Source organism: Aquimarina litoralis (genome assembly GCF_039523995.1).
Lineage (GTDB): Bacteria > Bacteroidota > Bacteroidia > Flavobacteriales > Flavobacteriaceae > Aquimarina > Aquimarina litoralis.
In genome coordinates this window covers 1051622-1067972 of record NZ_BAAAGE010000002.1, presented here as the reverse complement: position 1 = coordinate 1067972, position 16351 = coordinate 1051622, and the positions used below count along the sequence as shown (strand labels likewise).

General features: G+C 34.0%; 8 protein-coding genes. All 8 read left to right on the top strand.

Features of this window, described 5'->3' with window-relative positions; genetic code table 11:
* The first annotated feature begins 80 nt into the window (after positions 1-80).
* A complete protein-coding gene (locus tag ABD077_RS13725; protein ID WP_343912858.1) occupies positions 81-1661 on the top strand; it encodes a solute:sodium symporter family transporter in 1581 nt (526 codons plus the stop codon).
* A complete protein-coding gene (locus ABD077_RS13720) occupies positions 1662-4469 on the top strand; it encodes a helix-turn-helix and ligand-binding sensor domain-containing protein (protein ID WP_343912857.1) in 2808 nt (935 codons plus the stop codon).
* A 255-nt stretch (positions 4470-4724) separates the two neighbouring features.
* Positions 4725-7742 (top strand): SusC/RagA family TonB-linked outer membrane protein, encoded by a 3018-nt coding sequence (locus ABD077_RS13715; protein WP_343912856.1) that lies wholly within the window; start codon positions 4725-4727, stop codon positions 7740-7742.
* 6 nt (positions 7743-7748) lie between these two features.
* A complete protein-coding gene (locus tag ABD077_RS13710; RefSeq protein ID WP_343912855.1) occupies positions 7749-9218 on the top strand; it encodes a RagB/SusD family nutrient uptake outer membrane protein in 1470 nt (489 codons plus the stop codon).
* Positions 9219-9238: 20 nt separating this feature from the next.
* Positions 9239-11296 carry a PKD domain-containing protein gene (locus tag ABD077_RS13705; protein ID WP_343912854.1) on the top strand — a complete coding sequence of 686 codons (2058 nt, stop codon included), beginning with the start codon at positions 9239-9241 and terminating at the stop codon, positions 11294-11296.
* Between the two features lie 92 nt (positions 11297-11388).
* The gene (locus ABD077_RS13700) at positions 11389-13005 is read left to right on the top strand and encodes a glycoside hydrolase family 16 protein (protein ID WP_343912853.1); all 1617 of its coding nucleotides are present in this window, start codon (positions 11389-11391) and stop codon (positions 13003-13005) included.
* 195 nt (positions 13006-13200) lie between these two features.
* Positions 13201-15528, top strand: coding sequence for a beta-glucosidase BglX (gene bglX, locus ABD077_RS13695; RefSeq protein ID WP_343912852.1), 2328 nt, complete (start codon positions 13201-13203; stop codon positions 15526-15528).
* 1 nt (position 15529) lies between these two features.
* Positions 15530-16288: a glycoside hydrolase family 16 protein gene (locus ABD077_RS13690; RefSeq protein ID WP_343912851.1), complete on the top strand. Its 759-nt coding sequence runs from the start codon at positions 15530-15532 to the stop codon at positions 16286-16288.
* Positions 16289-16351 lie beyond the last annotated feature (63 nt).

The following is a 16351-nucleotide window of genomic DNA, read 5'->3' as shown; positions in this document are numbered from 1 at the left end:
TATTTTTTTAATATAATCATTAATAGTATTAAATGATAACTGATATTTTTATGGTGTTAACAAATCATTAAAATTATAAAATGGGTATCATTTCTTTTGTAGGTTTCACGCTTTTAGTTGCGGTCATTTCTTATTTAGCTACAAGAAAAACAGACGAAACTTCTTCAGACGGTTATTTTTTGGGTGGGCGTAGCTTAACAGCTGTTGTCATTGCGGGGTCCTTATTACTAACCAATTTGTCTACAGAACAGATAGTAGGGTTAAATGGATCTTCTTATTCCGAAGGGATTTTGGTAATGGCTTGGGAGACTTTGGCGGCAATTGCTATGGTGATCACTGCTATTTTTTTATTACCAAGATATCTTAAAGGTGGAATTACTACAGTACCACAATTTCTAGAAAGACGTTATGATACAACTACTAAAGCTTTTACTTCTGTACTGTTTTTGTCAGGATATGTTGTGGTTTTTTTACCAGTGGTATTGTACACAGGTTCTCTTGCTATTACTACTATGTTCAATGTTCCGGAAATGTTGGGGGTTTCTAAAGATACATCTATTTGGATTTGTGTTTTCGGTATTGGAATTATAGGATCCATTTATGCAATTTTTGGAGGACTAAAAGCAGTGGCAGTTTCAGATACGATCAATGCAGTTGGGTTATTAATTGGAGGTATTATGATTCCTGTTTTTGGATTATTAGAAATAGGAGAAGGAAATATTTCTGAAGGGATTAGTGTTCTTATGAGATCTCATCCAGAAAAATTTAATGCAGTTGGTTCAAATGAATCATCAATTCCTTTTGCAACTATTTTTACGGGAATGATGTTAGTTCAGTTATTCTATTGGGGAACTAATCAGGCTATTATACAAAGAGCTTTAGGAGCAAAAAATTTAAAAGAAGGGCAAAAAGGACTATTATTAGGATCTTTTATAAAAATATTAGGGCCAATTATTGTGGTATTACCAGGAATAATCGCTTTTCATATTTTTAAAGGAGAGCTCACTACTGCAGATGAAGCTTATCCAAAGTTAGTAAGCCGAGTATTGCCTCTTTCTTTAGTTGGTTTCTTCGCAGCAGTATTATTTGGAGCGATCTTGAGTTCTTTTAATAGCGCCTTAAATAGTTCCGTTACACTTTTTGGAATAGATATTTATAAAGAATATTTTAATAAAAATGCAAGTGAAAAGCAAGTGGTAAAAGCAGGAAAAAGTTTTGGTGTTGTTTTAGCAATATTAGCAATGTTAGTAGCTCCTTTTTTAGCACAAGCAGAAAGCATCTTTACGTATCTCCAGAAAATAAACGGATGTTATAGTATTCCAATTTTAACAATTATTGTTGTGGGATATCTTACTAAGAAGGTTCCTTCTATTGCTGCTAAAGTTGGTTTGGTTTCTGGAGTACTATTATATGTGCTTTATATACTTTTAGATGAGTTCGTTTTTATAAATAAAGAACTTCCTCATTTTTTACACGTGATGGCGATTCTTTTTGTGGTTAACATAATTATCATGTTAATTATTGGTAAATTGTATCCTAGAGAAGAGGCGTATGAACAGCAGTATACGAAAGAAGTAGATATTACTCCTTGGAAATATACCAAAGTGGTAGGAGCTGTTATATGTTTAATAGTGATATCTACTTACATCTATTTTAATTAATTGAGTATTAGAAAAAGCATATTTTTAATCCTATTTCATGTACTTCCGACTTTTATAGTTGGTCAGGAGTTACCTCCAATAGAGGTGTATTTGCCCCAAGTTTATGGTGCAGAAACTCAAAATTGGTCAATCTCCCAGGCTGAAAATAAGTACGTCTATATAGCCAATAATAAAGGACTATTAGAGTATAACGGAGCTAATTGGGAATTGTATCCTACACCAAATGAAACCGTCATGCGATCTGTGAAAGTAATAGGAGATCGTATTTATACCGGTTTCTATATGGATTTTGGATACTGGAAAAAAAACAACTTCGGCAAACTAGAATATTCCTCTTTAACAAAAAAACTTCAAGATAAACTTATCGAGGATGAACAGTTTTGGCATATCATCAATCAAGGTGAGTGGGTTTTATTTCAGTCATTAAACAGAATTTATCTATATAACACTGATACAGAGGGTATTTCATTTATAGATGCTAACCTTACTATTACCAATATATTTAATGTTAATGGAAGTATTTATTATCAGGATGTATCACATGGAGTTTATAAGATAGTTAAAGGAAGGCCAATTCTAGTTATAGATAATCCTGAAATTATAAACGATAAAATAGTTAGTATTTCGAAATATCAGAATGAAATCATTTTACTTACTGCAACTAAAGGATTTTTTACTCTATCTGATGATAATATAAATAAGTGGGAAATACTGTCGGATAATCTATTAGAGAATACTACAGTTTATAGTTGTACAATACTTAAAGATGGAGGTTTTGTATTGGGAACAATTTCTAAAGGAGTGATGTATTTTGATCCGAAAGGAGAGATTGTTTTTCAAATTAATCAAGCCAAAGGCTTAAGTAATAATACAGTTTTATCATCTTTTGAAGACGTAGAAGGAAACATTTGGTTAGGTTTAGATAAAGGGATTAATTGTTTAAATATAAAATCAGCGGTACAAAGTTTTTATGACGATAAAGGAGTAATAGGAACTGTTTATACAACGATCATTTTTGATGGTTATTTATACTTAGGAACAAATCAAGGCTTATTTTATAAAAAACTTGATGAAACCGAAGAGTTTAAATTTGTGGAAGGAACAAATGGGCAAGTCTGGAATCTTTTTACGTATGAAAACACATTATTTTGCGGACACGACGCCGGTACTTTTCTTATAAATAAAGGTAGTTCTAAATTGGTTAGTGAAGTAGGAGGGACATGGATATTTAGAACCTTGCCAAATCATCCAAATTGGTTATTACAGGGACATTATACCGGGCTTAGTCTTTTAGAAAAAAAGAATGACACTTGGATACTTAAGCATAAAATAGAGGGCTTTGATTATTCTGCTAGATTTTTAGAATATTATGATGATAAGTTTTGGATTAATCATGAATATAAGGGACTTTTTCAATTAACCCTTGATACTAACTTTACTAGAATACAAACAGTATCTAGGGATACGTTAACACCTAAAGGAAAGAACTCAAGAATAATAACGTACAAAGATGATTTTTTCTATGTTCATGACAAAGGCATTTTTCACTACAACAAAAAGGAACAAAAATTTAATAAAACCAACATAATTAATGAAGCTTTTGGTGTTCAAAAAGATAATGTAGGGAGATTAGTAAAAGATAATAAAGGAGGCCTTTGGAGTTTTGCAGAAAATGAATTGAATTACATTTTTCAAAGTCAATTTTCAGAAAATTTGGACGCTAAAAAAATACCAATACCATATACGTTGCGAAAGGAAATGATAGGTTTTGAAAACATGTTGCATCTAAAGGATGACACTTACTTATTGGGAACTACAGATGGTTATATCGTGTTAGATATTTCTAAAGTACACTCAGAAAATCATACTATTATTCTTGAGAATGTAGAAGTCAAACAAAAAGATACTGAATTTGAAAAAGTAGATATAGCTCAAGAAGACCCAGTTTTTAGATCAAAATTAAATACGATTTCTTTTTCGTATACGATTCCAGAATATGATAAATATCTTATCTCAAAGTTTCAATATAAGCTAGAAGGGTTTTATGAGGATTGGAGTGCTTGGACAACTGAGACTAGCAAGGTTTTTGAAAATTTGCCTTTTGGAGAATACAGATTCGTTGTAAGAGCTAAAATTGGTAATGATGTAACTACTGAAGAAATGATTTATAAGTTTACTATCGACCGACCTTGGTATTTTTCAGTATTTGCCATTGTACTGTATTCAATCTTATTTTTGGCTTCTTTGTTTGCCATAAATAAAGCTTATAAAAGGTATTACACTAAGCAAAAAGAGAAGTTGGTAGAGGAGAATAAAAAGCAATTAGAGCTTAGACAGTTAGAGAATGAGAGAAAAATCATGAAATTGAATAATGAAAAGTTAACTCAGGATATTGAAAGTAAAAATAGAGAGTTGGCGTCTTCGACAATGAATATTATTAAAAAGAATGAAATCTTAAATACAATTAAAAAAGAACTTCAAAAATCACATCAAGAGACTAATGGTTTAAAGAATGTAGAGCGTATTATTGACAGGAATTTAAATAATAAAGACGATTGGAGACATTTTGAAGAAGCTTTTAATAATGTAGATAAAGATTTTCTAAAAAAACTAAAAGCTAAACATTCAAATTTAACGCCTCATGATTTAAGATTCTGTACCTATTTACGACTCAATTTATCATCTAAGGAAATTGCGCCATTATTAAATATTTCTGTGAGAAGTGTCGAAATTAAGCGGTATCGTTTGAGAAAAAAGTTGGAGTTAGAGCATTCAGATAGTTTGGTAAACTACATCTTAGAAATTTAAGACTACAACATCCTTAAAAATCACCTCAACATTACCTATACTCCAACGTTGTAGTTAGTATACAAACTAGTTTTTATTTCGTTTTTTTCAAAAGTCTTCGAATCCTTAATAACTGTTGATTTTACTGCATTTTATCATAAATTCATCCGATATTACTAAAAAAAACTTCATTACTGTATGTTTTTTGTTGTGGCTTCATATTAATGATTTCTTAACATTCGTGGCTAAATTTGAGTAATTCAAAGAAAAAAGCTTATGAAAATTGCATATTTCTTAATTGTTGTTTTTTTGACAACAGTTATAAGTGCTCAAGAAATTAATGTTAATGGAAAGTTAAAAGATGCAACTGGTTTAGAATTACCAGGTGTAAACGTAATTGTGAAAAACACATCTAATGGAGCAGTTACTGATTTTAATGGAAACTATACACTAAATAATGTTTCCATCGGAAGCACATTAGTTTTTTCGTATATCGGTTTTACAACTCAAGAAATAAAGGTAGGACAGAATTCTGAGATTAATGTAACCATGCAAGAAGATAGTCAATCCCTAGAACAAGTAATCGTTATAGGATATGGTTCTCAAACTAAAAAAGAAATTACAGGAGCGGTTTCTGTAGTTGGTTCTGAAACGATAGAAGAGTTAAATCCTGTTAGGGTAGAGCAAGCGTTGCAAGGACAAGTAGCAGGTGTAAATATCACAACACAATCAAGTTCTCCGGGAAGTGGTTCTACCATTTCTATACGTGGAATTTCTACGAATGGAGATAGTAGACCTTTGATTTTGGTAGATGGTAATGTGATAGAGGATCTAAGTGTTTTAAATCCAAATGATATAGAGAGTATTAATGTACTTAAAGATGCTACAGCAGGTATTTATGGAGTACGAGCCGCAAATGGTGTTATTCTGATAACAACAAAGTCAGGATTTAAAAATACAGATTTAAAATTCGAATTGGATTCGTATGCGGGTTTTCAAGAAACGACTAGAAGATTACCCGTACTAAATGCTACAGAATATGGGGTTATTATCAACGAAGCATTTGCAGCTGGAGGTAGCACACCACCTTTTCCAAACTTTACAACTTTGGGAGAAGGTACTGACTGGCAAGATGAAATTTTTAGAACCGCTGCGATTTCCAATATTAATTTTAACCTATCTGGTGGAGGAGAAAAATCTACATATGCAGGAGGACTTTCTTATTTGTCACAAGATGGGATTGTAGGAGGTTCTGATGCTAACTTTGATCGTTTTACAGGACGATTAAATTATAGTTTGGATTTTGCCAAAAACTTTAAGTTCACAACTTCTGGGATTTTTACACAAACTAATAGAAAAACTTTATTAGAAAACACATTAGGTTCAGTATTATTCAATGCTTTAAATATGGCTCCAACCTTATCGGTTAGAGACGAGAATGGAGATTTTACATTGGCGGAGGGTTTAGGAAATGAAGTTATTAACCCTGTAGCTCAGATAGAAAACACGTTCAATAAGACACAAGTAAATAGAATAGGAGCTACGTTTGGTCTTCGTTATGATTTTCTAAATAATTTCACAGCAGAATCGAAGTTTCAGTTTAATTATTCTGAGGTGGACGGAAAAGTATTCTCTCCAGAAGTATTTTACGGATCTGGAAAGGTATTTAATGTAGATAGAAGTAACGTTACGGAATTCAAAAATTTCTTTAGAGATTTTACTTGGGATAACTTTTTAAAGTATGAAAAGATATTTGCCGATGATCATGATGTAAAGGTATTGTTAGGAATGTCAGTTTTTAAAACAACTGGAACTTTTACAAGTTTTACAGGTTTTGATATAATAGACAATTCTTATTCAAATGCTAATATTTCTCAAGCCTCTGATGTGGTAAATAATTTTCAGAATGGAGGAAATGAATTTGATAGTAGGCTTTTATCATATTTTACCAGATTACAGTACGGATATAAAGGGAAGTATTTATTCTCTGCAGTTCTGCGTAGGGATGGTTCTACAAAATTTGGCCCAAAAAATAAATTCGGATATTTTCCTTCCGCGTCGGTAGGATGGGTAATGTCTGATGAATCCTTTCTGAATGATAGTAGTTGGTTAAACTTTCTAAAAATTAGAGGAAGTTATGGAGTTATAGGAAATGATAGAATCGGAGATTTTGGATTTGTTTCTTTGTTAAATGGAGAAGGAGCTTATGTAATTAACGATGAGTTATTATTTGGTACTGCGATAGGACAACTTTCTAACCCAGAAATTAAGTGGGAACAACAAAAAACATTAGATATTGGTTTTGATACTAGGTTTTGGGATAATAAAATCGATATCACTTTTGATTATTTCAAAAAACGTACAGAAGATTTACTGGTAGTGGCACCCGTTTCAGGAATTTTAGGAGTGGCCGCTCCTGGATCAGCTCCTCCTATCATTAATGCAGGTATTGTGGAAAATAAAGGATATGAATTCCTGATTAGTTATAATGATCGTTTTTCTGAAAACTTCAAACTGAATGCAAGTTTCAACTTAACGACGATTGATAATGAAGTAATAGCCGTGAACAGTGATAATAGTTTTATCGCGGGAGGTTCATTTGGAGTAGGACAAGATCCTCCATCCAGAATGGAAGCTGGGAAACCTATAGGATATTTCTTCGGATTGCAAACCGATGGTATTTTTCAGAATCAAGCAGAAGTAGATGCCCATGCGACTCAGGCAAATGCAGCACCAGGAGATCTTAGATATGTAGATGTGAATGGTGATGGAGAAATTAATTCAGATGATAGAACAGATATTGGAAATCCTATTCCAGATGTTACGATGGGATTAAATATTGGTTTCGAATATAAGAATATTGACTTCACAACATATGCATTCGCATCTTTAGGTAATGATATTATCAGAAATTATGAGCGTAATCAGCCTTTAGTGAACAGAAGAACAGGATTCTTAGATCGTTGGACTGGAGAAGGATCTACTAATGAGTTTCCTAGAGTTACAACAGGTGCCAATTCTAATAATTTATTCTCTAGTTTTTACGTAGAAGATGGATCTTATCTAAGAATTCAAAATGTACAATTAGGATATACTTTTTCTGATCAATATATGAAGCCTATAGGTATCGATAAGTTTAGAGTATATGCTTCTGTAAATAACCTATACACATTTACAGAATATCAAGGGTATGATCCGGCAGCATCTTCCGGTGCCCCTATAGGTGGAGGTATAGACCAAGGTTTTTATCCAGTACCAAGAACATATTTATTAGGTGTTAATCTTAAATTTTAGTCAAACATGAAAAAGATAAAGTATCACAAACAATTAATCATGTCCCTAGTATTAGTAGGATCTGTTCTTATGGGATGTAGTGATGATTTTGTGGATGTAGCTTCAGAAGATGAGAATTCAGAAGACTTTTTTAACAGCGAAGAGGACTATCAGAGTGCTTTAATTGGTGCATATGATCTATTACAGTCTACTTACATAAATGTCATGTTAGGTGAGATAGCATCCGATAATACATTGGCAGGAGGAGAAAGTGCTACAGATGTACCAGGAATACAAGAGATAGATGATATGATGCATACTCCTGTAAATGCGCAATTAAGGGATATTTGGAATTGGATGTACGCTGGAGTAAATAGAGCTAATTATATCATGGAGTTTCAGGATAAAACAGATTTTCCGGGAAAAGAAGAAGTGATTGCACAAACCCGTTTTCTAAGAGCTTATTATTATTTCGAATTGGTGAAATGGTTTGGTGATGTTCCTCTTGCGATAGATAAAAGAATTCTATTTGGAGAAGAAACTGAAATAGATCGCTCTCCAAAAGAAGATGTATATGTACTTATAGAAGAAGATTTGTTATTCGCTTCAGAAAATCTACCAGCAGTTCAATCAGAAATCGGTAGAGTAACACAAGGCGCTGCAAGAGCATTACTGGGTAAAGTATATTTGTTTCAGGATAAGTTTAGTGAAGCTGCAGATGTTTTAGACTTAGTAATTGCCGGGCCGTATGATTTAGTAGATGATTATGAAACCATTTTTGAACAAGAAGGTGAAAATAATATAGAATCCGTCTTTGAAGTTCAATATACAGATGTCGAGGGAGCAGGTTTTGGTTGTTTGCAGTGTAGCGAGGGGAATGTAGCAGTCGGTTTCAATGGAATTAGAAATTATTCAGGACCACTATTTGATTCTGGTTTTAGTTTTAATGTACCTACTCAAGAAGTTGTTGATGCTTTCGAAGCTGGTGATGTAAGGTTAGATGCTGCTATTCTGGATATTGATGCTTGGGCAGCAGCACAAGGCGCTACTTTCTCTATTGGTTTTGAGCATACAGGATATTACAATAGAAAATATATTGCACGTCAGGGAGATTTGAATACCGGAGATGCTAATCTTACCAATCCAAATAACTATAGAGCCATTCGTTTCGCTGATGTTCTATTAATGGCGGCAGAAGCACATAATAGAAAATCTCCGAGTAATGATGGTATTGCACAAACCTATTTAAATAGAGTGAGAACAAGAGCACAACTAGCAGATGTTACTGCTACAGGAACTTCGTTAGCAGATGCTATCTATCAAGAAAGAAGAGTAGAGTTAGTGGGAGAAGGACATCACTTTTTTGATTTGGTAAGAACAGGACGAGCAGCTACAGAAATAGATGGTTTCGTTACTGGAAAACATGAGGTTTTTCCAATACCATTGATAGAAATACAATTAGCAGGAAATAGATGGGAACAAAATCCAGGATACTAAAAAAATAAAATGATAAGAAAATGAGATTATTAAAATTTATACCAATACTAACGATACTTGCATCTATTTTTGTTGGATGTAATGATGATGATATTTCTTACGCATTTGAAGGAATATCAGCACCTACAGATGTAAATGCAGTTTTTGATATTACACAAGACGATACTGGATTGGTTTCGATTACACCAAGTGCTACAAGTGCTTCTTCTTTCGAAATATATTTTGGTGATACGGATAATGAAGAAGCTACTGTAATATCACCAGGAAGCACTGCTGAGCATATTTATCAAGAAGGAACATATACTGCTAGAGTAGTAGCTGTTGGAGCAACTGGACTTACTAGTGAGTTTTCGCAAGTAGTAGTAGTATCTTTCAGAGCACCAGAAAATTTGGTAGTAACCTTAGATCAGGATACTGTTAACCCTGCAATAGTAAGAGTGAGTGCTAGTGCAGATTTTGCTACTTTGTTTGATGTGTATTTTGGTGATGTTGAAAATGAGGAGCCAACAATAATAATGCCTGGTGAAACGGTTGAACATACCTATGAAAACCCAGGTGATTATACCGTAAGAGTAGTTGCCAGAGGTGCAGGAGCAGCTACAACAGAAACTACACAACTAGTAACCATAACAGCAGCTACAGATCCAGTAACATTGCCAATAGATTTTGAATCATTTACTATTAATTACGGATTTACAAGTTTTGGAAATGCAACTGCACAGGTTATAGATAATCCTAATCAATTGGATATTAATACTAGTGCCAGAGTTGGACAATTAACAAAACCAACGGGAGCTGAAGTATGGGCAGGAACATTTTTGCAATTAGAAAACCCAATAGATTTTTCTACTAATAAATTATTTAGAGTAAAAGTATTTGCTCCTAAAAGTGGAATTACAGTAAAACTTAAAGTTGAAAATGCAACAGATGCTAACATCGGTTATGAAGTGGATGCTGTAAACACGATTGCCAATGAGTGGGAAGAGTTAGAGTTTGATTTTAGTGCAATTGATACGAATAATGAATATCAAAAAGTGGTGATTTTCTTCGATTTTGGAGTAGCAGGTGATGATTCTGTATACTTATTTGATGATGTAACCTTAACAACGAATATGACAGCAAGTATAGAGGGAGTATGGAAACTAGCACCAGAAGCTGGGGCTTTAGGTGTTGGACCTGCTCCAGGAGATACAAGTTGGTTCGCTTGTGATGATGCATGTGTTGCTGAAAGAGCTTGTTATTATGATGACTTATATGTATTTGACATCGATGGGACATTTAGTAATGTACTTGGTGATCAAACTTGGATCGAGGGATGGCAAGGTGGAAGTGATGCGTGTGGAACACCTGTAGCTCCTTATGATGGGAATAACGTAGCGACCTATACCTACGATCAGGCAGCTGGTACTTTAACAGTAAATGGAACTGGAGCTTATATAGGTTTGCCAAAGGCTAATAATCAAGGAGAACTTCCTAATGTAGCAGTGCCCTCTTCAATTACCTATAATATTTCCTTTATTGATAATAATACAATCAGTGTCATTGTAGAATCTGGAGCAGGTGTGTTTTGGCAATATAGATTAATTAGAGAAACGTATTCCACGCCAATAGAAGGAGTATGGAAATTAGCACCAGAAGCGGGAGCATTAGGAGTTGGGCCAGCTCCAGGAGATACAAGTTGGTTTGCTTGTGATGATGCCTGTGTTGCAGAAAGAGCATGTTATTATAATGATTTATATGTTTTTAGTGCAGATGGTACTTTTAGTAATGTATTAAATGGCGAATCTTGGATTGAAGGATGGCAAGGAGGATCCGATGCTTGTGGTACTCCTGTTACACCTCATGATGGATCAAATCCTGCTACATATACATATGATCAAAGTGCTGGAACAGTAACAATTACAGGAACCGGAGCTTATATAGGTTTAGCAAAGGCAAATAATCAAGGAGAGCTTCCTAACGTAGCAGTTCCTGGAGCTATTACCTATGATATAACATTCCATGATGTCAATACAATGTCTGTAATTGTTGAAGCAGGTTCTGGAGTATTTTGGCAATACAGACTAATACGTCTCTAATCTCTTATATCAAAAAAATAAATATTCGTAGTTTTTAGAGTTGATATAGAGGATTAGAAAGAAAAAATAAAAAGATAATAAAAGGTAATCTAATGATACAGATTTATAAAAAAATAGTAATAGTAATTGTACTAGTGATGTGTGTTGGTTGTCAAGATGATGATTCGGAACTAAGTGCAATTATTCCACCTTCTAATCTTCAGATTGATGCAATCATCGAAGACGGACAAACAGGAAACGTAACTATTACACCTCAGGCCGATAATGCGCTGAATTTTCATATTTTCTTTACGCAAAATGGAGAACCCACAGTAGCATTGCCAGGAGAATCACAAACATTTAGATATACACAATCTGGTCAATATTCGGTGTTAATTACCGTGGTAGCTTTTGGGACAGGAGGGACTTCTTCTTCCCAAACGATAGAATTGGATTTGGACGTAAGGTTATTTATTGATCAAGCAACATTACAAATGATTGGTGGAGACGGTAGTAAAAGATGGGTTTGGGACCGTGGTGTAGGAGGACATTTTGGAGTGGGACCGATTACAAATGATTTCCCAGAATTCTTTTCTGCTTCGCCAAACCAATTAAATTCATGTCTCTATGATGATGTTTTGGTATTTAGTTATGACGCTAATGATAATTATACTTTCGAATTAATTACGGGCGATGCGAACGAAACTTTCATTAACTGGGCAGAGATTCCGAGGTTTTTCCCTAATGATACTCCAACTCAGTTTGTAGATGAATGTAGAGATATTACAGATCAGATAGCAACGAATAGTAGTTTCGTTATTTTCGAAAATGAAGAAGGGAAAAGAGTTATTAGTGTAGAAAATAGCACCATGTCTTACTGGTCTGGAGCTTTAGAATATGAAGTAATAGAATTAACTGCAGACAAACTAAGTATTCGAGGAATTCAGGATGTCTCTAGCGATTTTGGTGGAGGACAATTAGCATGGTATCATACTTTTGTTCCAGAAGATTCTGGATCTGGAAATGTAGGAGAACCACCATTTGATACTTTAGTATGGTCAGATGAGTTTGATGCTAATGGAGCTCCGAATCCAGCAAATTGGACATATGATTTAGGAACCGGAGATAATGGGTGGGGAAATGGAGAGTCTCAATCTTATACCGATGATCCTTCTAATGTTTTAGTCGAAGATGGAGTACTAAAAATTACAGCGAGAGCAGAAAATGGAGGATATACATCGTCTAGAATAAGAACACAAGATTTGTTTGAGTTTACCTATGTTAGAGTAGATGTTAGAGCAAAATTACCAACAGGTGGAGGAACGTGGCCTGCCATATGGATGTTAGGTGCAAATATTAACGAAGTGGGATGGCCAAATTGTGGTGAGATTGATATTATGGAACACGTAGGGAATAATCAGGATGTTGTTTCTAGTGCACTTCACTTTCCTGGAAATAGTGCCGGAAATGCAATTTTTGAAGAAACTACTGTTTCAGGTGCATCAAATGACTTTCATGTGTATAGCGTAGAATGGTCCTCAACGGAAATAGTCTTTTCTATAGACGGTACCGTATATCATACGTTTCCATATGCTAATAATTTACCTTTTTATAATAACGATTTCTTTTTGATACTAAATGTAGCAATGGGAGGAACTTTTGGAGGAACTATTGATCCTGCTTTTGTAGAATCCACAATGGAAATTGATTATGTAAGGGTTTATCAGTAAAACTAAAGTTAAAGTTAGTTTTTAAATTGTTTTTTGTGGGGAAGGCTATTGACCACACATAGCCTTCCTATAAACAAAGATTATGAAAAAAAGGCTTAGATCTTTTATAACGAAACAAGTCTGAATTAAATTTGACATACAAACAAATGATTGTTGTTGAGTTCTACATGACCTCTAGAACAATAATATAAGAGAATGAAAAAGAGAAGTAGCATATTTATAGGGATTCTATCTAGTTTATTAATAATGAGCTGTACATCTTCATCAGAAAAAACATTGGATTTAAATACAGAAGCTAGTCCAAATACTTCTTTAGGATTAGATCAAGCTATTGAATCAAAATTAGATTCTCTGCTTGGTATTATGACTTTGGAAGAAAAAATAGGACAAATGAATCAATATAATGGATTCTGGGATCTAACAGGTCCTCAACCCAAAGAAGGTGCTGCTGCTAAGAAGTATGAACATTTACGCAAAGGCTGGGTAGGATCGATGTTAAACGTACGAGGAGTAAAAGATGTTAGAGCTGTACAAAAAATTGCCGTTGAAGAATCTAGATTAGGAATTCCTTTAATTATAGGTTTTGATGTCATACACGGATATAAAACAATGAGTCCTATTCCTTTAGCAGAATCTGCCAGTTGGGATATGGAAGCAATTAAAAAGTCTGCTGAGGTAGCTGCCTTAGAAGCATCCGCAGCAGGAATTAATTGGACATTTGCACCAATGATTGATATCTCTAGAGATGCCCGATGGGGAAGAGTTATGGAAGGTGGTGGCGAAGATCCGTTTTTAGGTGCTAAAATAGGTGTTGCCAGAGTACAAGGTTTTCAGGGAGAAGAACTATCTGCTAACTATACGATAGCTGCTTGTGCAAAACATTTTGCAGGATATGGTTTTTCAGAATCTGGTAGAGATTACAATACCGTAGACATTGGTACTTCTACCTTAAATAATATTGTTTTTCCTCCATTTAGAGCTGCAAATGATGCAGGAGTAAAGACTTTTATGAATTCGTTTAATGAACTTAATGGAATTCCTGCTACGGGTAATAAGATGCTGCAAAGAGATGTTTTAAAAGGAGATTGGAATTTTACAGGTTTTATAGTTTCCGATTGGGGTTCTATTACCGAAATGATAGCACATGGATATGCAAAGGATGGTAAAAAAGCAGCTGAATTAGCTGCGAATGCTGGGTCTGATATGGATATGGAATCTTATTTATATGTGGAACATCTTGCAGATTTAGTAAAAGAAGGAAAAGTAGAAGAAAAACTGATTAACGATGCTGCCCGAAGAATTCTTAGAGTCAAGTACGAACTAGGATTATTTGATGATCCTTATAAATATTGTGATGAAAAAAGAGAAAAAGAAGTATTAGGTAGTTCTGAAAATAATGATGCTGTTCTAGATATAGCCAAAAAATCCATAGTATTACTTAAAAATGAAAATCAATTACTTCCTCTTAAGAAAGAAGGACAAAAAATAGCTTTAATAGGTGCATTGGCAAGTGATAAAAATAGTCCGCTAGGTAGTTGGCGAATAGCGGCAGATGATGATACAGCTATATCCGTTTTAGAAGGAATGCAGCAGTATAAAGGAAACTCTTTGAAGTATGCAAAAGGTGCTGATGTTTCTATCGGTAATACTGCTTTTGTTACCGAAACTAAAATTAATACCACTGATAAGGGTGAGCTTGGTGAAGCCATAAAAGCTGCTAAAGATGCAGATGTGGTGGTTATGGTATTAGGTGAGATTGGTTTCCAAAGTGGAGAAGGTAGAAGTAGAACAGAACTAGATTTACCAGGAGTTCAACAAGAATTACTGGAAGCAATATATAAAGTGAATACGAATATTGTTTTAGTGCTAAATAACGGACGACCTTTAGCCATTCCTTGGGCAGATGAACATATACCAGCTATTGTAGAAGCTTGGCATTTAGGAACACAAAGTGGAAACGCTATTGCTCAAGTTTTATATGGGGATTACAATCCAAGTGGTAAATTGCCGATGTCTTTTCCTAGAAATGTAGGGCAAGTACCTATTTACTATAATTATAAAAATACAGGTCGGCCAACGGAACCAGCGCCAGATATTGTTTTTTGGTCACATTATTCTGATCAAAAGAATTCTCCACTCTATGCTTTTGGTCATGGATTAAGCTATACAACTTTTGAGTACTCGAATTTAAAAGTTACGACAGAAAATCAGTCTTATAATAATCCAAAAGTATTAGTGTCTATTGAACTTGCTAATACTGGAGATTATGAAGGAAAAGAAGTGGTACAATTGTATATAAGAGACCTTTTTGCAAGTATTACCAGACCTGTAAAAGAGTTGAAAGGATTCGAGATGATCTCCTTAAAACCAGGAGAAACCAAAACAGTAAATTTTGAATTAGACAAGGAAACACTTGGTTTCTACGATAATAAAAATACCTGGATTATCGAACCTGGAGAATTTGAAGTTTTTGTGGGTGGGAGTTCTGACAAAACAATGAAATCAACTTTTGAACTTAAATAAATTGAAAAATCTCTTAACCTATATTATTATTTCTTTTTTCCTAGTGTCTTGCCAAGACTCTAAATCTATTATTTGGGAAGAAAATTTTGAAGGAACAGAATTAAACGAATCTTTTTGGAACTATCAACTAGGAGATGGTTGTCCCGATTTATGCGGTTGGGGTAATAATGAAAGGCAAATTTATACTAGAGAAAATGCCAAACTACAAAATGGAAATTTAATTATCACAGCGACTAAAAAAGGAGATGTATATAAATCTACGAGAATAACAACTAAGGATAAAATAGAGTTTCAGTATGGTACTATAGAAGTAAAAGCAAAATTACCTACTGGTCAAGGTTTATGGCCTGCAGTGTGGATGTTAGGATCAGATATTGATGAAATTGGATGGCCAGACTGTGGAGAAATAGATATTTTAGAATATGTTGGTAAGGAACCTCATACGATTTATACTTCTTTACATACTAGGGATAGTCATGGAAATACAATCAACTCTAAGAAAACTGTTAATTATAGTATTGAAGAAGGTTTTCATATATATAAGTGCATTTGGACAGCAGAAAAGATAGAATTTTATTTAGATGACCAACTGGTTTATACATTTTTCCCAGAAATAAAAAATGATCAAACATGGCCTTTTAATAAACCATTTTATATAATTATTAATCTTGCAATTGGTGGTAATTTTGGGGGACCAGAAGTTGATGATTCGATTTTTCCGAAAGAATTTGAAATCGATTATATCAAAATCTGGCAATAAAACCAATTTATAGATTAATATATTATTCTACCCTTAGTTTCAGTTATGTATAAATTCATTGTA

Excerpts from the sequence above, each read along its gene's own strand:
- ABD077_RS13715 (WP_343912856.1), top strand. The coding sequence starts at position 4,725 with ATGAAAATTGCATATTTCTTAATTGTTGTTTTTTTGACAACAGTTATA.
- ABD077_RS13705 (WP_343912854.1), top strand. The coding sequence starts at position 9,239 with ATGAGATTATTAAAATTTATACCAATACTAACGATACTTGCATCTATT.
- bglX (WP_343912852.1), top strand. The coding sequence starts at position 13,201 with ATGAAAAAGAGAAGTAGCATATTTATAGGGATTCTATCTAGTTTATTA.
- ABD077_RS13710 (WP_343912855.1), top strand. The coding sequence starts at position 7,749 with ATGAAAAAGATAAAGTATCACAAACAATTAATCATGTCCCTAGTATTA.
- ABD077_RS13725 (WP_343912858.1), top strand. The coding sequence starts at position 81 with ATGGGTATCATTTCTTTTGTAGGTTTCACGCTTTTAGTTGCGGTCATT.
- ABD077_RS13700 (WP_343912853.1), top strand. The coding sequence starts at position 11,389 with ATGATACAGATTTATAAAAAAATAGTAATAGTAATTGTACTAGTGATG.